Origin of the sequence: Thalassolituus alkanivorans, assembly GCF_020447205.1 — a bacterium.
Classification (GTDB): Bacteria; Pseudomonadota; Gammaproteobacteria; order Pseudomonadales; family Oceanobacteraceae; genus Venatoribacter; species Venatoribacter alkanivorans.
This window is the reverse complement of the sequence record NZ_JAJAEL010000006.1, coordinates 448,818-471,580: the sequence shown is the minus strand read 5'-3', so window position 1 is coordinate 471,580 and position 22,763 is coordinate 448,818. Positions and strand designations below refer to the sequence as shown.

The window sequence follows — 22,763 nt, the reverse complement described above, 5'->3', positions numbered from 1 at the left end:
TCGCTGTGCCGGCTTTAATCTGGGGATTGATGCTGGCACAGGCGCTGGCACTGAGTGCCGCCCCGCTGATGGTCTTTGCCGGTGGTATCATCGGCAGTCAGTTACAGCCCGATCCGCGTTTTTCCACACTGCCAGTCGCCGCCATGATTATTGGTACGGCTCTGGCCGTGCTGCCCGCGTCACAACTGGCTGGCCGCTTTGGCCGCCGCCCTCTGTTTTTAACTGCGATGTTGTTTGGTGCTGTAGCGGCTGTTGCTGCAGCCTGGGCGGTGCATGCCCAGTCGTTCTGGGCATTTACCTTCAGTGCTCTCAGCTTCGGGGCGGTTGGCGCTGTCGTACAGCAATTCCGTTTTGTGGCGATGGCAGCAGTACCTGCGGCACAAACACCGCTGGTCGCTGCGCGCCTGCTGCTGGCGGGTATTGCTTCTGCCTTTCTCGGCCCTGAGCTCACCCGGCTGGCAACGTGGTTATCTGAATGGGGCTTTGCGGCGTCCTTCTCCGGTCTGGCAGTCTTTTTTGTACTGGCCGGTGTGGTGCTCTGGTGGTTTATGCCGCGTCAGCAGGCAGAAAGCAGTCAGCAGCACGATGATGTCCGTCCTCTGCAGGAGCTGCTGCAGCAGCCACTGCTATGGCTGGCGATGTTGTCGGCGGCCTGCGCTTACGGCGTTATGGCCTACATTATGACGGCAACGCCGCTGAGCATGACGCAGGGAATGGGCTATGCCCTGAGCGATGCCAAGTGGGTAATTCAGAGCCATATTGCGGCCATGTTTCTGCCGTCGCTGATCTCTGGCCATCTGATCCGCTGGGCGGGTCACTGGTGGATGATTATGACCGGGCTGTTGGTGATGGTGGTGTGCCTGCTTATCGCCTGGTTTGATCAGACTCTGCTGCACTACTGGCTGGGGCTGGTGTTGCTGGGACTGGGCTGGAACCTGCTGTTTGTTGCCGGCACCTCATTGCTGAGCCAGTGTTACCGGCCCGCCGAAGCAACCCGCGTGCAGGGCATTAATGATCTGGCGGTGTTTGGTGCTCAGGCGGTGGGGGCTCTGGCGTCGGGAGCGGTGGTACTGCTGATCGGCTGGCAGGGATTGTTGCTGACCACGGTGCCTGCACTGTTGCTGTTACTGGTGGTGCTGTTGCGGATGCCGCGGACGTCCTTGTCCGCATAACCAGGGGTTGTCTGGTCAGTGTTTGCGCTGATGGCGTTCTGCCGGATCGATGGCTATTTCCTGTGGAACAGGTGAGCGTCCAATCCGCTGCAGGCAGGCGTACAGGCAACCGGCAAGCAGTAAGCCGGCGAGCAGGCTGTATGTAATCATGGTGGTGTCCTCGCTGGTATGACGGGTGAGTTGGCTTGTCAGGTCGTCTCTGAAACAACGAGTAAAGCCTAGTTCCCCTGCTGGTTTGCTGACCGCCGGATGTTTGCCGTGTGGCTGTCTGTTGCCAGTTTTTTTCTCTAATTCTCTGTTTTAAAACGGAAAACTTTTTTGTAACCGACTGGGGCCTGGGTGTTCAGGTCAGAATTGTCCCTGAATGGTCAGGTACCACAAAGGTTTCAGATTCTGATACTGGCGGATGCCATCCTGACGGACAAAAGGGCTGGCGCCCGGAGTAAGGTTCAGGGTTGCAAGTCCGCGCCAGCGGCGATTCCACTGATACTCGGTATACAGATCGAGATTTTGCGCGTCGCTGGTGTCCTGGGTGATGTAGCCATCGGCACTGAGTGGGGCTGGCAGGGTTTGTTCGCTGCCACCCTGTACGCGCCAGCAGATACCGTGCCGCCATGTGTCATTAACGCGTTGTTGCAGGCCGATGCGGGCCATGTAATCCGGCTGGTTTGAGAGGCGGTGGCGGTGGGGCAGTTCGGTGCTGGCCTGCACGTCAGAGCGGTATACGCCGCCGCCCAGTTCCAGACTGAAGCGATGATCGCTGAGTGGAAATTCCATATCCAGCTCTGCACCTCTTAATACGGCATTGCCGCTGCTGTTTTTAGGTCTCAGTACATAAATGTCTGTAATGCCATCGCTGTCTTTTTCCTGACTGCTGGTCTGCAGGATGGCCTGATTGATGATGCGCTGGAAAGCGCGCAGGTAAAGTCCACTGTGACGGTCGGCATGACTGCTGCTGTTGGCGCGGAAATTGTGCTCGTAGCCGATGTCAATATTGCTTACCAGTTCAGCCTCCAGTTCACCGTTGCCTCGCCAGATGGTGTTGCCCTGGCGGAACTCATGGGGAATGCGGTCCGTAATTTCCGGCTCGCGGGTGTTCTGGCTCATGCTCAGACGCAGGCGGCGTTTACTGTCGAGGTGATGCAGCAGGTGAAAGCTGGGTAACCAGTGAGTATCAGTAGAGATGCCGGAATCGCCTTCGGCGCTGAAGGAATCCTGACTGAGTTCATAGGTGCTCATATGAACTCCGGCCTCAAACAGTGTATTGGGGGTCAGCTGCCAGCGGTCGAGAGCAAAGGCACTGAGGCGGTTTTCTTTGTAATCGTAGTTGTAGGGCAGGCCGCTGCGGTCGCTGTTGCTGGTCAGGATGGCATTACTGAGGCTGCCGCTTACGCGCTTCATCTGCTGCATGCTGAGGCCGATGCTCCAGCGGTGTTCGTTACGGGTCTCGTTCAGCTGCCAGCCGAACTGGTAACGGCTGTCATCAATCTGATTGGTCTGAGCGATGCTGGTCGGGTTGTTCTGGCTCAGGCGGGTATCCTGATCAAACTGTTCGGCAACAAAAAAAGCATCAAGCGACAGGTGTTGCCAGTTGAGGCGCATGTTGCCGCCTAAGCGTTGTGTAACACGCTCGCTGTCGCGTTCCGTTCTGGTATCCGTTAGTTGTGGCGCTTGCTGACTGCTTGGGCTGTTCAGCGGGTGCAATCCGCGCAGCTGGTCGTCGTTGTCGGCCTGCAGGTACAGGGCATAGAGGTGTAATGGATGGCGGTCATTGAATAACGTGTCGAAGCTGAGCAGCAGACTGCGGCTCAGCTCACGGTTGTGCTCGCGCCAGTCGTCGTTGCCTGCCGGTGTGCGGCTGAAGCCTTCACTGTCCTGACGGGCGAGGCGGCGTTCGGCGCTGAGGTGCAGTGGCGAGTCGCCACCAATCAATTGTGCTGAGGCGGCCAGCTGGGCATTTAATGCTGCGCCACCGCCACTGACCTGTATCCGGTTATCGCTATAAGCATCGTGCAGCACGACATTGATGGTTCCGGCAGCACCTCCGCCGGCGTCGAGATCGGCGCGGGAATTGCGGTCAATTTCAATGTGGTGCACCAGACTGGCCGGAATCTGACGGGTGTTCAGGCTGCTGTTGCCGGCCCCGCCGAGCAGTGGATGGCCGTTGATCAGCAGGGCCAGATACTGCGAAGACAATCCGTGCAGCTGAATTTCCAGCTCGCCATCCGGCTGCCAGCCAAGGCTGACACCGGGCAGACGCTGCAGCAGGTCGAACAGGGTTTGCGGTGCGTAGTAGCGGAAATCCTCAGCCAGATAGATTTCCTGCGGATAGGCAACGGTATTGAGCGGCTGTGGCAGCGCCCGGGTATGATGGGTGACCAATAGGGCGGCAACCAGCAACAAAGGCTTTAAATGCCAAGTGGTCATGCCACCTTCCCGCATGCTGCTATCTCCCTGAATGAGTTCAACCGTTCTGTACGCAGAGCAGTTTAAAGCCTTTATCCTGCACCATAATTTCAACCTGACGGAATTGCTCGGCCGCCCAGTCTTCGTATGGCAGGTGGCGGTTGGCAACAATCCACATCTGGCCATCTCGGGTCAGATGCTGGCGGGCTTCACTGAACAAGCGGCGGGCAAATTCGTAGTCGGTTTCTTTGCCGAGATGAAATGGTGGGTTACTGAACAGGTAATCGAACTTGCCTTCGATGCTGCTCAGACCATCGCTGGCCAGAATCGCGGCAGGCAGGTTAAGACGTACGCTGTTCAGCTGGCTGCTGCGGATGGCAAAGGCATCGATATCGGCGAGGGTGATATCCAGCGCCGGCTCGGCAGCTTTCATGCTCAGACCAATAACCCCGGAACCGCAGCCAAGATCCAGAAGTTTGCCGTGTGACGGTGCAGGAACATGCTCCAGCAGCAGCGCGGTGCCGGTATCCAGTTTGCCATGGCTGAAGACTCCCGGCAGGGTCAGGTAGGCCTGCTCCTGCCAGTTAAACGACTGGGCCTGCTTCAGCCAGTTAAATTCGTTGTTGGCCCGGAGCTGCAGGTTCCAGAGGCTGCAATGGCGGGCCGAGTCGGTTTTTTCGCTGCTTTCGCTCAGTGCGGCGCAGGCTTTGCCGATGCTTTTACCACCGGCGTCGTTAGCGCCGACGATCCAGCATTCCTGTACCTGAGTGGCAACCAGCTGAAGCAGTGCCAGGGCCTGCTGCTTGGCTTTCGGCCACAGCAGAATGACCTGTTTGTCCGTAATATCCTGTGGCTGCGGAATGGCAAAACGCACCTGCGGTTCCCCCAGCGGCCGGTATGCCTGAGCGGTCAGCCAGTCCCAGGTCAGAACCTGAGCGCCCGTGGTTTTCAGCAGTGTTTGCCAGCCGGCGGGTAAATCGGCTTCCGCACCAATAATCAGAGTGTTGGCGGTAATCAGGTCGGGATGGCGTAACAGTAATTCGTATACAGCAGTGCTCATTCGGGCAGGCTCGTCAGCAGGTCGCGGATGGTCAGGGCCGCCTGGTGGATGTCATCGCCAAGGGTTATCAGACCATGGGCGAGCAGGGCGCTTTGATGGTTCGTGTTATGCCCGCTGACAAATACCGGCAAACCGCCTTCGCGGGCCAGGCGCTGCAACTGACCAAGCTGCATGTCGTTCTGGTCATTGCCAATGTGAAGCACTGCCGCCTGCCAGGGTCTGGCCTGCAGCAGTTCCGTGAGTTGATCCGGGGTCAGCATGCCGCTGAACCAGACCGGATGCAGGCCCAGCTGTTTCAGCAGTATGGCTGACTGTAACTGTTGGATATCGTCTTCCCAGGTGCAGTTTGCTATCAGTATCAGTGGTGACTGCCCGCTGTCCGGATCATCGCCGGTGTTGTCACTTAGCCGCGCTGCCAGACGGGACTGCAGAATTGCAGAGTAAAACCGCAATCTGGCCACTCCCAGTGTCTGGCTGCTGTTGTCGCGCAGATGGTGATACAGCGGTATAAACAGGAAACGCATCGCCACATCAACGGGAAAGAACTGGCCAACTTCGTGGAATAAGTCAGCTACCTGTTGATCGTCAAAATCCTGTACGGACTTATGCAGCCGTTCGCGATAGTGCTGCCACTGTGAAGGTCTGGCCGGCGTGCTGATTGGTGCTTCAGGCAGCTCTTCGCCATTATTGATCATGGCCTGAGCCTGGGAGATGGGGATGCCGCGGTTGAGCAGGGCTACGACCTGGCGGATTAGGCGGATATCCTGCTCTGTGTAGAGACGGTGTCCCTTCGCCGTGCGTTTGGGTGTAATCAGGCCATAGCGCCGTTCCCAGGCTCGCAGAGTGATGGCGTTGACTCCTGTCTCACTGGAGACGATCCGGATCGGGTAATAGGCCATTTGTGAATCGCTTGCGGGGTTTGACATCGCCGGTGGTTCTCCGCTGGCTCTGGTGTTACTGATTCCGGGGTTATAGCGTGCCGGAGTGTGGCTGTGCAAAGTTGTTCAGATTCTATAAGTACTTATACACAAAGTAAAAAAGAGCAATGCAATAAAGCGCCTACTTGACCGCAGGCGGCCTGGAAATTACCTTGGGCGGACTAAAAAATGGAGGCAACCATGGTCAATGACCTGAACGACGAGCAGGGCCCTATCAGTCTGGAATTGTTGAAGAAGGCCGTTGATGCGTCCAATGACGGAATTGTTATCGCAGAGCAGGAAGGTGATGACAATATTCTGATTTATGTGAATAAAGCGTTTGAGCGCCTGACTGGCTACCGTGCCGATGAAATTCTTTATCAGGATTGCCGTTTTTTGCAGGCGGGTGACCGTGATCAGGAAGGGTTGACCACTATCCGCAGCGCAATCAGTGATGGCAAAAGCTCACGGGTTATTCTGCGTAACTATCGCAAAGATGGCAGTCTGTTCTGGAACGAGCTGAGTATCTCTCCGGTTTATAACAGTGAGGATCAGCTGACTTATTACATCGGTATTCAGAAAGATGTAACGGCTCAGGTAGAGTTTGAAGAGCGTGCTCTTAAGGCAGAGCAGGCACTTGCTGAGCTGCGTGCGCAGGGCCGCTGAGTGGTCAGTGCTTGGTAAGCCGTTAGTGCAAATATAAAAAGGGAGCCTGTGCTCCCTTTTTTATGGTTGTGAATAAGTGCGGTAGCGCTTATTTGGCAGCTTCTGCAGCTTTAACGATCATGCCGCGGGCTTCTTCAGCGTTGCCCCAGCCCTGAACCTTAACCCACTTGCCTTTTTCCAGATCTTTGTAGTTTTCAAAGAAGTGAGAAATCTGGTCACGCAGCAGCTGTGGAACATCGTCGATGTCATTTACATCGTTGTAGATCTGAGTCAGCTTCTGGTGTGGAACCGCAACCAGCTTGGCATCGCCACCGGCTTCGTCTTCCATGTTCAGTACGCCAACCGCACGGGCACGGATAACAGAACCTGGCTGTACCGGGTAAGGAGTGACCACCAGTACATCCAGTGGGTCACCGTCGTCGGCCAGTGTGTTTGGGATGTAACCGTAGTTGGCCGGATAAAACATAGGGGTAGCCATGAAACGGTCAACCAGCAGGCAGTCCATGTCTTTATCGATTTCATATTTGATCGGCGCGTGGTTGGCCGGAATTTCGATAACAACGTAGAAATCGTTAGGCAGGTCTTTACCGGCCGGAATGGAGTTGTAGCTCATAGGAGTTTCCCAGGGGTTAATGAACAGAATGCGCGGATTATATCGGCTGGGCCTTGCTCTGTCAGTCTGCCATAAGTATAAAGCGCGTCCGACGTTTACCGATGAGACTCTGGCGCCTAAACTCCCTTAAAGCTTCTGAAATAAGCCCGTGCCTGTTTCTGTTACCCCAGATGTACGGTCCGATGCCGGTTTTGGCCGATGGAACCTGCAGCTGCCAAGTGCTTGCCGGGATTTCTGGTGTGTGGAATGACCCAAATAACCATGTCAAAAATTTCAAGAATTATCAGTCTGTGTGGTGCGCTGCTTGTGTCAGATGCACTGCTGGCGGATGAGTACGACGATTTTGAGCTGGATGCGCCTTTTGTCCTGGATGACGATATACCGGTGGTGCTGACCGCATCCCGCCTTAAGCAACCGCGTGCAGAGGTGCCCGCCAGTGTTACGGTAATTGAGGCCGCCCAGATTGCGGCCTGGGGCGTCCGTACTCTGCCGGAGCTGATGCGCTTTGTGCCGGGCATGAGCATGGGCCATGGCGATGATGAGAATAATGCATCCATCGCCTATCACGCCTCTAACCCCAGCATTATGCGTCGTCTGCAGGTGCTGGTGGATGGTCGCTCGGTCTTCAAGGCGGGGATTGCCTCGGTTGTCTGGGATGATATTCCGGTAGCCATGGAGGATATTCTGCGTATAGAGGTCACCCGTGGCCCGAACGCGGCCAGTTACGGTGCAAACTCCTTTTTGGGTGTGATCAATATCGTCACCAAGCATCCGGGAGATACCTTGGGTACCCGTGTGCGCTACCGCAACGGTAATAATGGCGTGGACGATGCTTTTGTCAGCTACTCGGGGGAGAGTAATCAGAACAGCTACCGTATTTCCGCGCAGATTCGCGCCGATGATGGTTATGACGGACGTTATGCCCGCAATGGTGATGATGACTACCGTGACAGTAAACGTCATGGCTTTATAACCGCCTACTTCAACCGCCCGGTGGACAGCACAACCCAGCTGAATATGCAGGCATCACTGAAGCAGGGGCACACTGATATCCGCAGTGAGTCTTATGAACAGGATCCACCGGATCAGGAAACCCGGCAAGGTTATTTGTGGACGCGGTTGCGCAAAGAATTCAGCACCGATCACAGCTCTCACCTGCAGGCTTACTGGCAGATTGATAATCGTCGGCAGCTCAGTGCAGCCTGTTTACCAGTGGTGGGGCTAGATCCGGGATTATTCGCGTTGTATCAGGATAATCCGCAGTGGGCGAATGCCGTCGTGCTGCTGAGTTATCTGGCAGATCGTCCAGAAGACAGTAATAACAATGACATCCCTGATATACAGGAACTTTATGCCGGAATGGGAAGTGGTTTTCTGACACCCCAGGTTCTCAAGCAAACATTGGGCGGTAATGCTCTAATCAAGAAGTCTTTTATAGAGGAACTGGGTTTTTCCCCGGAAGATCTGGATATTACTCAGGAACAGCTGAACAGTGCCGGAGATATTTACCAGAATGGTTTTAACGGCAGTGATTTTTCTCAGCTGAAGGACAGTACCTGTGGCGATACCCGGCGGGAAATGCGTGAAGAGCGCTACGATATCGAATGGCAGGATACGGTACAGTGGAGTGACACTTTCCGTACCGTTTCCGGCGCCAGTTTCCGTCGCGATCAGGTTGATTCAGAAACCTATTTCAACGGTAAAGTACATAACGATACCTACCGTTTGTTTGCCAATGCCGAATGGCGGATGACGTCATACCTGCTGCTGAATGCCGGCGGTATGTACGAAATGGAAGATACCAACGACAACGCATTTTCACCGCGAATAGCCCTTAACTGGTTGCTGGCGCCACAGCACAGTATTCGTCTGGTGTATTCCGAAGCAGTACGTTCACCAGATTTACTGGAACAAGAACCTGAGTATTCTGTTCGGGTTTCTGGGCTGACTACGAATTATCTGAACCTCGATAGTAGCCGGCTTTATGTGAATCAGCCCCCTGATTCGCGCGATCTTCAGCATGAAAAAATTGCCAGTACCGAGCTTGGTTATTACGGGAAATTCTCGGCTCTGAACCTTGAACTGGATGTTAAGGTCTATCAGGACAGGTTGACTCAACTGATATCGGACCATATTGCCCTGAATTCTTTATCGGTTGAGTCGGATACTAAGATGAATGTCAATGGCGCCGAAATGCAGTTACAATGGCAGGCTGACAGCCATAACTGGTTCTGGATGACTGCAGCTTATATTGATGCGGATGTAACTCTTGGCGATACCTCCGAACTGACAGAAAAACAGCGTCGCTCACTGTCCGTGGTCGAGCTGCGGCAGACTGCGAAAGATAATCTGGTGATGAGCTGGCATCATCAGGGTGAAGACTGGAGTCTTACCGCTTCGCATTTCTGGCTGGATGCTTATAACGGCTCCAATCGTTATCGGCGTTATGAAATTAATACCAGAAAAACATGGTCGATCGGGCGTTATCATCCGTGGGCCGGTTTTTTTGTACAGCATCTGATCGATGATAATTCCCTGACTTATGCCGATCAGCGTTATTCAACCCGCGACTTGTATTACTTTCAGGTAGGGCTCGATTTTTAATGGATTTCTGTTGCAAGGATGCACACAAACTTTATCGCTGGCTTGCGGCATGTTTACTCACATGTTTGCTGGCGCTTCCTGTACAGGCTGACAATACCCAGATTGCATTTGTTGTTCATGAGAAGCTGCCCTCCGTTGAACAGTTACTGCAAAAAACGGCTGAGCGTCTGGATATTACAGCGGAATTACGTCTGCTGAATAATCCGCCGCCCACTGGCTGGCAATCTTATGCTGCGGTTGTTCTGGTTGGTCCTCAGGCTCTGGAAGCCTGGTCTTTTGCTGAAAGCCCTCCTGCGGTTGCTGTGTTTGTCAGCCGTGATGCGGTTGCAGCCGTCAGTTCGAAGCTGGCTTCCGCGTTGTACCTCGAACCTCCGCTGAAGCGACAGATCGCTCTGGCTAAAAGTATTCTTGGTGCAGACCGCCCGCTGGGGATTCTGATGCAGGATAAATCGGAGTGGAAAAACTCCGGGCTGTCCTCGCTGCCTTTACAGCAATCACTGGTTACACCGTACTTCGTTGATCAATACGAGAATCTTAATCGTGCTTTGCTGGATCTGTTAAAAAACAGCCACGCACTAATTGGTACGTACGATACCGAACTGTACAGCTCGACCAATATCAAAAATATTCTGATTACGGCTTACCGGCAGAATAAACCCTTAATCGGTCCCTCCAGTGCCTATATCAAGGCTGGGGCGCTGGCGACGACATACAGCGATATTGATGATGTTGCACATCGCCTCAGTGAAATGCTTCTGACCGGCCTGAAAGAACATGTATGGCCTGACGCAGATTATAATCCCTACTTTAAAGTCCGTTATAACCAGCAGGTTGGCCGCTCCCTGAATCTGCTGCTGCCCGATGCGGAACCTCTGGCGTCACAACTGACAAAAGATGAGAGGGAGCACTGATGAGCCTCAGGCAGTGGTCAATCCGGCGGAGAATCCTGCTGGTAGGGACCGTGCCGGCTCTCATTGTTGTTCTGCTGTTAACCACTTATCACATGGTTAACCGCTGGTCGGATATCCGCAAAGAAAATCAGAGTATTGCCCGTATCGTGCTGGAAAATATCGGTGTTACAGCGGAATACCCGATTATTTCCGGCAATTACGAATTACTCTTCCCTTTGGTTCACGCCGCATTATCGCAACCAGCGATTGTCTCGATCCGGATTCACGACGCTGCCGGGCGGGTATTGCTGGATAATCAGACAGAACGGTTTGCTGAAGTACCTGCAGAAGATATCCGTTATCTGCGCTATGACATTGTCCGTCAGGTGCAGAGTCTGGATGAGTTTTCTGAATTTGGTGATGGCTCTACCGAGGCTAAAACACTGGGCTATATCCGTCTGGGTATGGCAGACACCTTTACCCGTGACCGCGAAATATCCATTCTGCGTCAGTCATTACTGGTCGGGCTTGGCGTTGTGTTGTTGGCTTTTTTCATCGGCCGTGCTGCCTCTCTGTCGATCATTCCTTCTCTGGAAAAACTGTCACTGTTTATTGCCAGACTGGCTAATGGCAATTCCAATGAGCGTATAAAAGTTGATGATGGTGCTGAAATCGGCCACCTTCAGGTGAATGCCAACCAGTTAGCACAGTCACTGCAACAGGCCGAAAAAGATCAGCAAAGCTATACCCGGCAACTGATGAGGGAACAGCAGAAAACCCAACAGGCAAGTCGGGCGAAGAGTGAGTTTCTGGCAATGATGAGCCATGAATTACGCACGCCATTAAATGGTGCTATCGGTATGCTGCAGCTGCTGGATCAGGATATCAGCCGGGAAGAGTTTAATGACTATAAACGTACAGCCGATCAATCGCTGACGCACCTGACGCAACTGCTGGAAGATGTTCTGGTGGTGGTCGACACCGAGAAAAATAAACTTCCGGTAGTATTTAAAGAACAGAAACTACCTGATGTGCTGAATAACCTGATTCAGGATTTTTCACATCGTGCACTGGATAAAGAGCTGTCGCTGGTGGTTGATTACGACACCGAGTTACAGCGGAATGCAATTCGCTTTGATCCTTCGCTGGTGCGCCAGGTTGTGCGCCATCTGGTTGATAACGCCATTAAGTTTACTGACAGTGGTATGGTCGTTGTGCAGTTGCAACTGGTTAAAAATAATAACCATGACTGGCTCAGCATCAGTGTCACAGACACCGGTATTGGTATTCCTGAGGATCATAAACAGCGCGTGCTGGAAGCGTTTGCTCAGGTTAACTCTTCTTTTAACCGGCGCCATGCCGGTGTCGGTCTTGGCCTGACTATTACTCACCATATCAGCCGGATTCTCGGTGGCCATATAGAAATCAGCGATGGCATTAACGGCGGAACCCGGGTGTTGGTGGATTTTCCTCTGGGGCACTCGCCAGAGAGTGAAGCCGTTGAGCCCCAGGGAGTAGCCCATGGCTTACGCACCCTGATCGTGGAAGATAACCCGGTTAATTCCAAAGTGGCGGAAAAAATGCTGCTGAAAGTCTGCCCACAGATGCAGATCAACAAAGTCAGCTCCGGAGAGGAATCGCTGGAACGGGTAAAAACCCAGCAGTTTGATCTGATTCTGATGGATTGCCAGATGCCCGGGCTCGACGGTTTTGAAACAACCAGACGCCTGCGTGAATCCGGACTAACCACCCCGATCGTCGCCTGCACCGCCAATACCACTGATCAGATTCAGGACAAATGCCGGGCAGCAGGGATGGATGATTATCTGGCCAAACCGCTGAAAGTTGCCACGGTAGAGGCGATGGTTAATAAATGGCTGCAGCGTACCAGCCAGGAATGCTGAACAGAGGATTGCAGCTATAAAAAAGCCCGCTCTTGCGGGCTTTTTTCTGTCTGTGTCTGGCTCAGATCAGGCGTGGTAACGGACAACGGTTTCCACTTCATCGGCCGATCCCATTACTACCGAAACGCGCTGGTGAATACTGGTTGGCTCAACCGCCATAATATCTTCAAAGGCGGTCGATGCCTTACCGCCAGCCTGCTCGACCAGCATGCTCATCGGATTGCCTTCGTACATCAGACGCAGTTTACCGGGCTTTTGTGGTTCACGGCTGTCGTAAGGGTACATAAAAATACCACCACGGGTCAGGATGCGGTGAATTTCGGCAACCATCGAGGCGATCCAGCGCATATTGTAACGCTTGCCCAGTGGACCTTCTTCACCAGCCAGCAGATCTGCCACGTAGTTTTGCATCTGCGGCAGCCAGAAGCGCTGGTTGGACATATTAATCGCGAATTCTTTGGTGGTAGCCGGAACCTGAACGTTCTCGCGCTGCAGGAAAAATTCACCAACGCGCGGATCAAGGGTAAAGGTATGGGTACCGTTACCTGTGGTCAGTACCAGCAGAGTAGAGGGGCCGTACAGAACATAGCCGGCAGCAACCTGTTGTTTACCGCTTTGCAGGTAAGTGGCTTCGTGGGTGGCATCGTCATTGGCTGATGCTTTCAGAATGGAGAAGATGGTGCCGACGGTGACGTTCACATCGATGTTGGATGAACCATCCAGAGGATCGAACAGTACCAGCAGCTCACCGTCCGGGTTGCAGGCCACCGGGTCGGCTTCTTCTTCACTGGCCATGCCTTTGACTTCCGGCATGCCTTTCAGGCAGTACTTGATCAGATCGTTGGAGATAACGTCGAGCTTCTTCTGGCACTCACCTTGTACGTTTTCCTGCTCTGCACTGCCGAGAACACCGGCCAGAGAGCCCATATGTAAACGGTAGGCGATATCTTTACAGGCAACCATCAGTCCGTCGATGACGGCCACCAGAGCCTGATCATCGCAGTGGTGGTCTAAAAAAGTCCGTAAGCGCTGCATCTTGTCTTCCCCAAAGGTCGGAATCTGTTCAAATTGCGGCGCATACTACCTTAATTGCCAGCGGATTTCAGCGCCGCTGTCAGGAAAAGCCGGATGAGGATCTGCCCGTATGGAATAAACGGCTCCGCCGGAAAGGCCATTCTCTCAGGCCCTATCTTCTTTAAACCGTGTTAAAAGCCCCCGGTGCTTGGGTGCAGAGAGCGTTATCAGTACACTAGCCGCCTGACTGATTGATCTGGACATGACAGAAACTATGCGTCTGCACATTCTCGGTATTTGCGGCACCTTTATGGGCTCTCTGGCACAGCTGGCCAAACAGCTCGGGCACGAGGTTTCCGGCAGTGATGCCGGCGTTTATCCTCCGATGAGCGATCAGCTCGAAGCCGCTGGCATTGTCCTGAGCGAAGGCTTTGATCCGGCCAATATTCCCGCCGACACCGATCTGGTGATTATCGGCAACGCCATGTCGCGCGGTAATCCCTCGGTTGAGTATGTACTGGATCGCGGTTTGCCTTATATGTCCGGCCCGCAGTGGCTGGGGCAGTATGTGTTACGCGGTCGCTGGGTAGCGGCGGTATCCGGTACCCATGGCAAGACCACAACCAGCAGCATGCTGGCCTGGATTCTCGAATACGCCGGGATGAAACCCGGCTTCCTGATCGGCGGCGTGCCGCAGAATTTTTCGGTGTCAGCCCGTCTCGGTGATTCGCCGTTTTTCGTCATCGAAGCCGACGAATACGACACCGCGTTTTTCGATAAACGCTCGAAATTTGTTCATTACCAGCCACGTACGCTGATTATGAACAACCTCGAATTTGACCACGCCGATATATTCCCGGATCTGGCTGCCATTGAGCGCCAGTTCCATCATCTGGTGCGTACAGTGCCGGCCAATGGCCAGATTGTGCTGCCTGCCGGTGAAGAAGCTCTGGAACGGGTGCTGGCGCAGGGCTGCTGGACGCCGGTAGTACGCTTCAGTGAGCAGGACGACGCAGACTGGCAATGGCGTCTGGATGCGGCTGATGCCTCGGTGTTCAGTCTGCGTCACGTTGCTGCTGGGAGCGGAGAGAGCGGGGCCGGCGATCAGGCGGCTCAGGTGCGCTGGAATCTCACCGGTTTACACAATGTCAGTAATGCCATTGCCGCCATGCTCGCCGCCCGTCATATGGGCGTTACACCGCCAATCGCTGCCGCCGCACTGAGTGAATTCGCCTCGGTGAAGCGCCGTATGGAGCTGGTGGGTGAGACTTCCGGCATTCAGGTTTACGACGATTTTGCTCACCATCCGACGGCCATAACCACAACGCTCGAAGGTGCCCGTGCGCGTCTGCAGCAGGAAAATCCGCAGGGCCGCATTCTGGCGGTGCTGGAGCCACGTTCGAACACCATGAAACTGGGTGTGCATAAATCCGAGCTGGCTGCGTCGGTTGATGCGGCGGATCTGGCGTTCTGGTTTCAGCCGGACAACATTGACTGGTCACTGGCCGAGGTGGCTGCCGCCAGCCGCATTGCCGGCCAGAGTTTTACCGATCATCAGGCGCTGATCTCCGCGGTTGTCGCCGCGGCCCGCCCCGGTGACCGTATTGTGGTGATGTCGAACGGCAGCTTCGCCGGTATGCCGCGTAAATTGCTGGCAGCGCTGCAGCAGCGTGAGGGCAGAGTATGAGTTCGCGCATTTGTGTCGCCATTACCGGCGCCTCCGGCAGCCTGTATGCGTTGCGGCTTATTGAGGTCTTGCTGGCTGCTGGCGGGCAGGTGGATGTGATTGTGTCGAAAGCCGCGCAGCTGGTATTCGCCACCGAAACGCCGCTGGCCCTGCCGGGCAATCCCGCCGCTCAGGCAACTTTTTTACAACAGTATTTTCAGGTGGATGATACGCGGCTGCGGGTGTTTGGCCGCGAAGACTGGATGGCGCCCTGGGCTTCAGGTTCCGGTCAGCCCGGCCCGCTGGTGATCTGTCCGTGCTCCACGGGTACGTTGTCAGCCATTGCTACCGGTGCCAGTAATAACCTGATTGAGCGTGCCGCCGATGTGGCGCTGAAAGAACGGCGCAAGCTGATTCTGGTGCCGCGTGAGACGCCGTATTCAGAAATTCACCTGCAGAATATGCTGACGCTGACGCGCATGGGCGCGGTAATTCTGCCGGCCAGTCCGGGTTTTTATCATGAACCGCAGAGCATTCAGGATTTAATCGATTTTATTGTCGCGCGTATTCTCAACCAGTTGGGCATCGAACAGCAGCTGATGCCGGCCTGGGGCAAGGATAACGTGCCGCAGTAGTGGCATTATCCGGCAAACCGGTGCGCGCTGTGCGCTGACCACCGGGATACATTTCAGAACGTTTAATTATCAGTGATTGGGGAAGTAAGCATGAACGAGCAACAACCAGAGGCACAGGAAGTGGATTACCCGAAATGGATTGGCCTGGGTTTTATTGCCGGTATTGTCGTCGCCGTGCTGGCGCTGGAATATTATGGTTTCATTGCTCATCCGTCCGAGCAGGACAGTGCGGTGGTGGATGAATTCCGCTTACTGGCGATCACGCCGGAAAGCGATCTGAAAATTTCCCAGAAAGACTCTGGTAAAACAGCATTCTGCGTTGGTGGTTACCTGTTGCTGCGTCCGGATAATGGTAAAGAAGTAGCCGGCATTCTGGTTGATCAGAAAAACCGTGGCATTCATTGCCGTCACAGCATGAATGCCCAGGCCGACCGTGACACTGCAGGCAGTAATGCGGCCGCCGACAATACCGCCGACGGCGACACTGAAGCAGCCCCGGGCGAGACCAGCACGGCACAATAATAAAAATAATACTCAGCAGATAAATTATGCATTCTCTTTTCTCACCTTCTTTCGTGCGGGTCTGTTCTTTCTGTCAGGCGCGCGCGCGCCATATGCTCTGCGCGGCTGTTTTATGTGGCGCGGTCTTGGGCAGCAATCACAGCCTTGCCGCACTGAATGATCTTGATAACGACGGTATTGCCGATCATCTCGATACCGACCGCGATGGCGATGGCGTATCCAACTTCCTGGAACAGGCGGCGGGTACAGACCCCGACGTTGCCGACCAGACCGATGTGGATAATGACGGTATTCCGGATGCCATTGACGACGACTGGGATAACGATGGGGTGGTGAACCGCAAGGATGACTTCCCGCAGGACGGCAGCGAATGGCTGGATACCGACCGCGATGGTGTTGGCGATAATGCCGACCGCGATATTGATAACGATGGCATCCGTAACGACCTCGAAGTACAGCTGAATTACGACCCGCGCGACAGCCGCTCAACTCCGGTTGACCGTGACGGTGACGGCTGGCCGGATTTGCTCGATACCGATATGGACAACGACGGTGTTGATAACGCCGAAGATGCCTTTCCGCTGAATGCCAAAGAATGGGCCGACCTGGATGGTGATGGTATCGGCGATAACGCCGACCCTGATCTGGATAACGATGGCGTGAGTAACGAGCTGGAACTCAGGGCCGGTACTGACCCGCGTGACCGCGCCTCGGTGCCGCCGGATCTCGACCGCGACGGCATTCCGGATACACTCGATGATGATATGGATGGCGATGGCGTTGCCAATGCGCAGGATCTGTACCCGCAGGATGCGCGCGAATCCGCCGACACCGATGGTGATGGTGTACCGGATAATCAGGATGTGGACGCCGATGGCGACGGTATTCCCAATGTGTTTGAGATGCATCTGGGCACCGACCCGCTGGATGCTTCGAGCAAACCGGCGGACGCCGACAACGACTCCATGCCGGACACCTTCGACACCGACCGCGACGGTGATGGTACCGAAAACCGTTTTGACGCCTTCCCCGATGATAAAAACGAATGGCGTGATACCGATGGCGATGGCATAGGCGATAACGCCGACCCTGATCGTGATAACGATGGCTTCAGTAATGACATTGAACAACAGGCCGGCAGCGATGACCTTGATCCGCGGAACAAACCGGCGGATCTGGATCAGGACGGTATAGCCGATGTGGTTGATGCCGATATCGACGGCGATGCCATTGCTAATGAGCTGGATGCCTTCCCGCTGGACCGCAGCGAATGGGCCGACTTTGACGGCGACGGTATTGGCGACAACAGTGATGCCGATATGGATAACGACGGCATCGGCAACGAGTTTGAACGCACGCTGGGCTTTAATCCGATGGATGCGGCCAGTGTGCCGTTCGACCTCGATGGCGACGGCATTCCCGATGCCCTCGACAGCGACCTTGATGGCGATACCTTAGGCAATGCCATCGATCGTTTCCCGCGTGACCCGCTGGAGTGGAACGATATCGACAACGACGGCATCGGCGATAACAGCGATCCGGACCGCGATGGTGATGGTATCCGCAATGATCATGAGTTGCTGGCCGGTACCGATCCGGCGGATGCTGCCTCGGTGCCTGCCGACCTTGATGGCGACCGTCTGCCGGATGTCATCGATGACGATATGGACGGTGACGGCCATCTGAACGAGGCGGATGTCTTTCCGCGCAACCCACGTGAATGGGCTGATCTGGATGGCGATGGCACGGGCGACAACAGCGACAGCGATATCGACGGTGACGGCATCCGTAATGACTGGGAAGTGCAGTTAGGCTTCGATCCGCGTGATGCGCAAAGCAAACCGGCTGATCTCGACGATGATGGCATTCCCGACGTGCTCGACAGCGATATGGATGGCGATGAGGTGGCTAACGCCGCCGATGCTTTCCCGCGTGACGTCAGCGAATGGGCCGATATGGACGGTGATGGCACTGGCGATAACAGCGATGACGATATTGACGGTGATGGCATCAGCAACGACTACGAAGTGGCGATGAACACCGATCCGCACGATGCACGCAGCACGCCGGCCGATCTTGACCGCGATGGCATTCCCGATGCGCTGGACGATGACCGGGATGGCGATGGTCATCTTAACGAGGCCGATGTTTTCCCGGATGACCGCCGAGAATGGGCGGATCTGGACGGCGATGGCATCGGCGATAACCGCGACCCGGACCGCGACGGTGATGGCTATGCCAACAGCGTCGAGCTACAGGAAGGTACAGACGAATGGTCTGCGACCAGCTTCCCTGACCACGAGCCGCCGGTTCTCGACTATGTGCGCTGGTCTGCGACGGAGCCAACTCTGGTGCAGGGCATGGCCTATGACGACGGTATGGGGCTGGCGCGTATCTGGTTGCAAAGCCCGGCCGGAGATATATGCGAAGGTGAAATTATTTACACCGGCCACTTCCGCGTGCCCTGTGCGCTTAAAGCAAACAGCGAACGCTGGCAGCTGCTGGCGGAAGATAAGGCAGGAAATCAGACAGAACAGTGGCTGGGCAGCAGCGACTGAGGCCGATTGTTCTGCCTGCCTATCACTACAATAAACTACAAGACCGACGTTTAGCCCGGCGCAGACTGGGCTAGGCTGAAACAGATGCCTCTGGCATGTGTTTCAGCATTTTTCAGGGAAAGGTCATGTCGCTCAATTGTGTGTTCTGTAATAAACCGGTCTTTGGTCTGGGTGGATTGACGGTTCCGCTTAAGGGACCGGCCCATCAACAGTGTTTTCAGGCGTACAACGTGCTGAAACGCACCTTTCAGAAGCTGGATATTACCGCGCTGAATGATGATGAATTACGGGATCTGAAGGATCTGGTGCTGGCCGAAGAGAATGATCGTCGCCGCCAGAATGAGCCTGACGGCGATGATATTGAGCTGTTTTAAGCGGACAGGGTCAGGATCAGGGCTACAGCCTGAACTTTAACAGCAGCGCGTTAAGCTGTTCCGCCAGCCGCGCCAGCTCCTGACTGGATGCATGGGTCTGGTTGGCACCGGCCGATGTCTGGAACGACAAATCACGGATAGCGACCAGATTCTTATCCACTTCACGGGCAACCATTGCCTGTTCTTCCGCTGCGCTGGCAATGTTCAGATTCTGCTCGTTGATGTTGCTGATCAGGCCGGTAATTTCTCCTAATGATGTTCCTGCTTCGTTGGCCATTTTCAGTGTATTCATGGCCCAGCGGTTGCTGTTTTCCATATTAACGACCGCAGCATCGGTGGCAGTCTGTACCGTCTGGATCATGCGTTCGATTTCTTTGGTGGATTCCTGAGTACGGTGCGCCAGAGCCCGGACTTCATCAGCGACCACAGCAAAGCCCCGGCCTGACTCTCCGGCACGGGCTGCTTCAATGGCGGCATTCAGTGCCAGCAAATTAGTCTGTTCAGCGATGGCGCGGATAACATCAATCACCTGGCCAATGTCTTTTACGTTACCTGCCAGTGCCGAAATGCCATCCGCGGTATTGCTGATCTCACCCGCCAGCTGGTCAATGGTGCGGATGGTTTCATCCAGCGTGTTCTGCCCCTGGCGGGCCTTGTCATTGACCTGCTCGGAATTGGATGACGTGGTACTGGCACTGTTCGCCACTTCATCCACGGCTACGGTCAGTTCGTTAACGGCCGTGGCTGCCTGCTCCAGCTGAGCGCTCTGCTGGTGGACGATTTCACTGGATTCGTTAGTCACTACACTGAGTTCTTCCGAGGTGGTGGATAACTGCTGTGAAGAATCGGCGATATGGTTCAGCGTGTTGCGCAGTTGTTCCTGCATCTGGTGCATGGCGGCCATCATGTCTGCGGCTTCGTCACTCCCATGGTCGCTGATGCGGTGGCTCAGATCGCCACTGGCGATGCGCTGTGCCGCGCTGACGGCGTTTTCCAGTGGGGTAACAATGCTCTGGCTGAACAGGCTGGCGAGAATAATCACCGCCAGCAGCGCCACACCAATAGCAATATAAATGGCCATGCTGGACGTGCTGTAAGTTGTGGCTGCATTGGTTACAGCGTGGTTGGCTACCTCACCTTCGTAGCGGGCAAGATCGTTCAGTGCTTCGGTAATGCCGATACTCAGGGCATCAATATGTTGTACGCGCAAGCGCTGCACGGCTTCCATATCACCCTTGGCAACCAGACCCAGCAGCTGCTGCAGGCGCTGATCGTATTCGTTTTTATCAGCGATGATGCCGTCTAATTTTTGTCTGGCTTCGGGCGTATCTGCGCGGCCTTTCATATCCGCTTCGGCGGCTTTATAGCTTGTGGTCACTTCGGCCAGACGGCGGCTGAACTGGTCGCTTTGCTCTTTCGTCTGGCTGTTGACCAGGTTGACGGCATACAGACGGGTGTAGAGGAAATCGCGGCGCATCTCGCCGATCCCTTCAACCTTGGGCAGGCTTACCTTACCCAGCATGTTGATGCTGTTGTTCAGCTGGCTGAGTTGTTGGGTGGCAAACAGACCGAGTGCAAGGGTGATAAGGCCCAGAAGGCCAAAGAAAAGCATTGCACGTTTGGCAACGCGCATATTTCTTAACATCGTGTTCTCCGTTTTCTCTGAAGTAATGAACCGTCCAGGCCGCGGATTGGTATTAATAGAATGGCTGGGCGGGAAAGGTGAGAACTTAATGTTAGATTACTTTTTAGGATCTGCCTGATCGTTTTGCGCAAGGGATTGTGTCGCTGCTGGCGGAGATCGCAGGGCAGGTTCCGGCGTATCAGGATGTGTATAATTGCCCCCCTTGTTCACTGGCTGCCGGAGAGTGTGATGTTGATTGAAAATACCTCGGATCTGATTGTCCGTACGGAACAGCGCCAGTTGCCATCGGGAGTACCTGTGGATCTGGCTGGCCTGCAGAATGGTACGGTGCTCGCTATCGGTGCGGATGCCCTGGCTTTGTATCGTTCGTTCGAAGCCGTGGGGGATGCTCTGGGGAATGGTCTGATTGCCAGTGTTACTTTGCCATGTACCCTGGCCGCAGAAGATGGCTGCTTTGTGCTGGAGCACCGCGCCGGTTATGTCGGGCTGGCGGGCGGCTTTGTGCTGTTAATTACCCTGAACGATGTGCAGCTGTTCAGCAGCAAAGAGGATGCTTTGCGTAACCGCAATGAGATTGCCCGTTTATCGCTGGCTCATTGAAAACAGCTGTGAACCTGCCGCCGCTCAGCGGCAGGTTGTGTGCGCTTACGGACGCTGGTACAGCGCTTCCAGCGTGGTTTTAGCCAGCGCATGGCCATTAAGGTAATAACCAATCAGTGCACCGGAGCTGTCTGGTGCCAGATCCAGCTTGTCTGTGTTTAAAGCAAATACTGTAAATTGATAACGGTGAGCTTTATCGCCTTTGGGCGGGCAGGCACCACCAAAACCAGGGACGCCGTAATCGGTACGGCTTTCGGTGCTGCCTTCTGGCATGGTATTGCCACTGGCACCGGTTTTCAGACTGGTGACATCCGCCGGAATATTAAACGCCAGCCAGTGCCACCAGCCGCTGCCGGTCGGGGCATCCGGATCATAGGCTGTGATGGCAAAACTTTTGGTGCCCTCCGGGGCGCCGCTCCAGCTCAGCTGTGGCGACAGATTGCCGCCTTCGCAACCAAAACCATTGAACTCCTGTGCTTTGGGCATCGGCGTGCCGTTGCTGATGTCGCTGCTCTGTACCCGGAATTCGGCCAGAGCACTCTGGCTCCACAGAGTGGCGGCGGACAGCAGTATTAATATCGGCTTCATCGTTATCTCCTTTGAGTCTGTTTGGATGTTCACAGCTTACGTCAGAGGTGAGGCTGCAGTACGCCTCAAACGGTCAAGGTTGAGCCTGAAACCACCGTTTGCCGGATCAGGGTGTCAGCCGTCTGGCTGTGGCGCAGCTCGGCCGGGCTGGTACCAAAGCGTTCACGGAAGCGCTCACTGAAACGCGATGCCGAGCGGTAACCACAGGCGTCAGCGACCTGCTGGACACTGAGGCTGCTGGTTTGCAGCAGGTTCAGGCCCTGCACCAGCCGCAGCTGGCTGAGCAGATCGCGGAAGCTGTGCTGTTCGTCGGACAGCTTACGTCTGAGGGTCGATTCACTGACCGCCAGACGCTGGCAAACATCGCTTATTTGCCAGTCGTGGCTCAGGTCTTCACTGACCACAGCCTGTACGCGGCGGCTGAAATGTTGCTGCAGACCACTGCGCAGTTCTGCACTGTAGCCCAGCTCAAGCAAACGCAGAGTGATTTCACGACGCCGCGCCTGCAGCAGTTGTTGTGGGTCAGACAGTTGCGGCTGTATCTGCAGCCACTGTTGCATCAGGGTCAGCAATAGCGGGTCTGAGCTGAAATGCTGTAACTCACGGCGCACCGGACCGCGTCCCAGTGGCAGTAAGTCATCCGCCGGCAGGCTGATCACCCAGGCCAGATACCGGCAATGCTCGTCGGGCTGATTGGTAAAGGTAAGCTCACAGCCGGCCGGAATCAGCAACATTTGTCCGGCAGGCAGATTCAGCGGCTGGCCGGGAGCCGGTTGCAGTTGCTTTTCGCCCTGCAGTATCAGCATCAGGCAGGGCTCGGCAAAAGGCACCCGGCGCAGGCTTTGTGGCATGCGTGTGCGGAAGGGCAGGATCAGGCCATTATCATTGGCAACTGGCTGCAGCAGCAGGCTGTGTAACAGAGCAGAGAG

20 protein-coding genes are annotated in these 22,763 nt (G+C 55.0%); 11 read left to right on the top strand and 9 right to left on the bottom strand.

The window, feature by feature from the left end; genetic code table 11:
• The first annotated feature begins 5 nt into the window (after positions 1-5).
• A complete protein-coding gene (locus tag LGT44_RS04055) occupies positions 6-1,172 on the top strand; it encodes an MFS transporter (RefSeq protein WP_230330595.1) in 1,167 nt (388 codons plus the stop codon).
• A 15-nt stretch (positions 1,173-1,187) separates the two neighbouring features.
• Here the strand turns inward: LGT44_RS04055 and LGT44_RS19950 are convergent, their stop codons facing one another.
• From LGT44_RS19950 to LGT44_RS04040, 4 genes are all read right to left on the bottom strand, one after another.
• A complete protein-coding gene (locus LGT44_RS19950; protein WP_255448995.1) occupies positions 1,188-1,322 on the bottom strand; it encodes a hypothetical protein in 135 nt (44 codons plus the stop codon).
• 198 nt (positions 1,323-1,520) lie between these two features.
• Positions 1,521-3,599 (bottom strand): TonB-dependent receptor plug domain-containing protein, encoded by a 2,079-nt coding sequence (locus tag LGT44_RS04050; protein WP_230330596.1) that lies wholly within the window; start codon positions 3,597-3,599, stop codon positions 1,521-1,523.
• Positions 3,600-3,636: 37 nt separating this feature from the next.
• Entirely contained in the window at positions 3,637-4,638 is a 1,002-nt protein-coding gene (locus LGT44_RS04045; protein WP_230330597.1) for a class I SAM-dependent methyltransferase, read from the bottom strand.
• Entirely contained in the window at positions 4,635-5,564 is a 930-nt protein-coding gene (locus LGT44_RS04040) for a MerR family transcriptional regulator (RefSeq protein WP_145466351.1), read from the bottom strand. Before LGT44_RS04040 ends, LGT44_RS04045 begins: the two co-directional genes overlap by 4 nt.
• Positions 5,565-5,756: 192 nt before the next feature.
• Between LGT44_RS04040 and LGT44_RS04035 the strand changes: the two genes are divergently transcribed.
• The gene (locus tag LGT44_RS04035; RefSeq protein ID WP_145466349.1) at positions 5,757-6,221 is read left to right on the top strand and encodes a PAS domain-containing protein; all 465 of its coding nucleotides are present in this window, start codon (positions 5,757-5,759) and stop codon (positions 6,219-6,221) included.
• Between the two features lie 88 nt (positions 6,222-6,309).
• On the opposite strand, the gene ppa is transcribed toward LGT44_RS04035, so the two are convergent.
• Entirely contained in the window at positions 6,310-6,834 is a 525-nt protein-coding gene (ppa, locus tag LGT44_RS04030; RefSeq protein ID WP_230330598.1) for an inorganic diphosphatase, read from the bottom strand.
• Between the two features lie 246 nt (positions 6,835-7,080).
• Between ppa and LGT44_RS04025 the strand changes: the two genes are divergently transcribed.
• From LGT44_RS04025 to LGT44_RS20100, 3 genes are all read left to right on the top strand, one after another.
• The gene (locus tag LGT44_RS04025; protein ID WP_230330599.1) at positions 7,081-9,438 is read left to right on the top strand and encodes a TonB-dependent receptor plug domain-containing protein; all 2,358 of its coding nucleotides are present in this window, start codon (positions 7,081-7,083) and stop codon (positions 9,436-9,438) included.
• Positions 9,439-9,503: 65 nt separating this feature from the next.
• Positions 9,504-10,349 (top strand): hypothetical protein, encoded by an 846-nt coding sequence (locus tag LGT44_RS04020; protein WP_230330600.1) that lies wholly within the window; start codon positions 9,504-9,506, stop codon positions 10,347-10,349.
• A gap of 50 nt (positions 10,350-10,399) precedes the next feature.
• Complete coding sequence (locus LGT44_RS20100; RefSeq protein WP_230330601.1) at positions 10,400-12,232, top strand: ATP-binding response regulator; 1,833 nt, start codon at positions 10,400-10,402, stop codon at positions 12,230-12,232.
• Between the two features lie 66 nt (positions 12,233-12,298).
• On the opposite strand, the gene LGT44_RS04010 is transcribed toward LGT44_RS20100, so the two are convergent.
• Positions 12,299-13,267, bottom strand: coding sequence for a class 1 fructose-bisphosphatase (locus LGT44_RS04010; protein WP_230330602.1), 969 nt, complete (start codon positions 13,265-13,267; stop codon positions 12,299-12,301).
• 253 nt (positions 13,268-13,520) lie between these two features.
• Here LGT44_RS04010 and mpl point away from each other — a divergent pair, with 253 nt between their 5' ends.
• The 5 genes from mpl to LGT44_RS03985 all read left to right on the top strand — a co-directional run bounded on the left by mpl (position 13,521) and on the right by LGT44_RS03985 (position 19,001).
• Positions 13,521-14,933: a UDP-N-acetylmuramate:L-alanyl-gamma-D-glutamyl-meso-diaminopimelate ligase gene (gene mpl, locus LGT44_RS04005; protein ID WP_230330625.1), complete on the top strand. Its 1,413-nt coding sequence runs from the start codon at positions 13,521-13,523 to the stop codon at positions 14,931-14,933.
• Positions 14,930-15,547: a flavin prenyltransferase UbiX gene (locus tag LGT44_RS04000; protein ID WP_230330603.1), complete on the top strand. Its 618-nt coding sequence runs from the start codon at positions 14,930-14,932 to the stop codon at positions 15,545-15,547. The genes mpl and LGT44_RS04000 overlap by 4 nt, the downstream gene beginning before the upstream one ends.
• A gap of 90 nt (positions 15,548-15,637) precedes the next feature.
• Positions 15,638-16,069 (top strand): hypothetical protein, encoded by a 432-nt coding sequence (locus tag LGT44_RS03995; RefSeq protein ID WP_230330604.1) that lies wholly within the window; start codon positions 15,638-15,640, stop codon positions 16,067-16,069.
• A 125-nt stretch (positions 16,070-16,194) separates the two neighbouring features.
• On the top strand, positions 16,195-18,627 hold the full coding sequence (locus LGT44_RS03990; RefSeq protein WP_230330605.1) for a thrombospondin type 3 repeat-containing protein: 2,433 nt from the start codon (positions 16,195-16,197) through the stop codon (positions 18,625-18,627).
• A gap of 125 nt (positions 18,628-18,752) precedes the next feature.
• Positions 18,753-19,001 (top strand): DUF2175 domain-containing protein, encoded by a 249-nt coding sequence (locus LGT44_RS03985; RefSeq protein WP_145466330.1) that lies wholly within the window; start codon positions 18,753-18,755, stop codon positions 18,999-19,001.
• A gap of 22 nt (positions 19,002-19,023) precedes the next feature.
• Here LGT44_RS03985 and LGT44_RS03980 read toward each other — a convergent pair whose 3' ends face one another.
• Positions 19,024-20,646 carry a methyl-accepting chemotaxis protein gene (locus tag LGT44_RS03980; protein WP_225693114.1) on the bottom strand — a complete coding sequence of 541 codons (1,623 nt, stop codon included), beginning with the start codon at positions 20,644-20,646 and terminating at the stop codon, positions 19,024-19,026.
• Between the two features lie 228 nt (positions 20,647-20,874).
• Between LGT44_RS03980 and LGT44_RS03975 the strand changes: the two genes are divergently transcribed.
• Positions 20,875-21,246, top strand: a complete 372-nt coding sequence (locus tag LGT44_RS03975; RefSeq protein WP_230330606.1) for a hypothetical protein — start codon at positions 20,875-20,877, stop codon at positions 21,244-21,246.
• Between the two features lie 45 nt (positions 21,247-21,291).
• On the opposite strand, the gene LGT44_RS03970 is transcribed toward LGT44_RS03975, so the two are convergent.
• Positions 21,292-21,834, bottom strand: a complete 543-nt coding sequence (locus LGT44_RS03970; RefSeq protein WP_230330607.1) for a YbhB/YbcL family Raf kinase inhibitor-like protein — start codon at positions 21,832-21,834, stop codon at positions 21,292-21,294.
• Between the two features lie 65 nt (positions 21,835-21,899).
• Positions 21,900-22,763: AraC family transcriptional regulator (locus LGT44_RS03965; protein WP_230333521.1), on the bottom strand; the 864-nt coding region annotated here is incomplete at its 5' end.

Bases quoted from the DNA above. Each gene is read 5' to 3' on its own strand.
- LGT44_RS03985 (WP_145466330.1), top strand. From the start codon at position 18,753: ATGTCGCTCAATTGTGTGTTCTGTAATAAACCGGTCTTTGGTCTGGGT.
- LGT44_RS03995 (WP_230330604.1), top strand. From the start codon at position 15,638: ATGAACGAGCAACAACCAGAGGCACAGGAAGTGGATTACCCGAAATGG.
- LGT44_RS19950 (WP_255448995.1), bottom strand. From the start codon at position 1,322: ATGATTACATACAGCCTGCTCGCCGGCTTACTGCTTGCCGGTTGCCTG.
- LGT44_RS03975 (WP_230330606.1), top strand. From the start codon at position 20,875: ATGTTGATTGAAAATACCTCGGATCTGATTGTCCGTACGGAACAGCGC.
- LGT44_RS04050 (WP_230330596.1), bottom strand. From the start codon at position 3,599: ATGACCACTTGGCATTTAAAGCCTTTGTTGCTGGTTGCCGCCCTATTG.
- LGT44_RS04025 (WP_230330599.1), top strand. From the start codon at position 7,081: ATGACCCAAATAACCATGTCAAAAATTTCAAGAATTATCAGTCTGTGT.
- ppa (WP_230330598.1), bottom strand. From the start codon at position 6,834: ATGAGCTACAACTCCATTCCGGCCGGTAAAGACCTGCCTAACGATTTC.
- LGT44_RS03980 (WP_225693114.1), bottom strand. From the start codon at position 20,646: ATGTTAAGAAATATGCGCGTTGCCAAACGTGCAATGCTTTTCTTTGGC.
- LGT44_RS03970 (WP_230330607.1), bottom strand. From the start codon at position 21,834: ATGAAGCCGATATTAATACTGCTGTCCGCCGCCACTCTGTGGAGCCAG.
- LGT44_RS04010 (WP_230330602.1), bottom strand. From the start codon at position 13,267: ATGCAGCGCTTACGGACTTTTTTAGACCACCACTGCGATGATCAGGCT.
- LGT44_RS04040 (WP_145466351.1), bottom strand. From the start codon at position 5,564: ATGTCAAACCCCGCAAGCGATTCACAAATGGCCTATTACCCGATCCGG.
- mpl (WP_230330625.1), top strand. From the start codon at position 13,521: ATGCGTCTGCACATTCTCGGTATTTGCGGCACCTTTATGGGCTCTCTG.
- LGT44_RS04000 (WP_230330603.1), top strand. From the start codon at position 14,930: ATGAGTTCGCGCATTTGTGTCGCCATTACCGGCGCCTCCGGCAGCCTG.
- LGT44_RS04035 (WP_145466349.1), top strand. From the start codon at position 5,757: ATGGTCAATGACCTGAACGACGAGCAGGGCCCTATCAGTCTGGAATTG.
- LGT44_RS04045 (WP_230330597.1), bottom strand. From the start codon at position 4,638: ATGAGCACTGCTGTATACGAATTACTGTTACGCCATCCCGACCTGATT.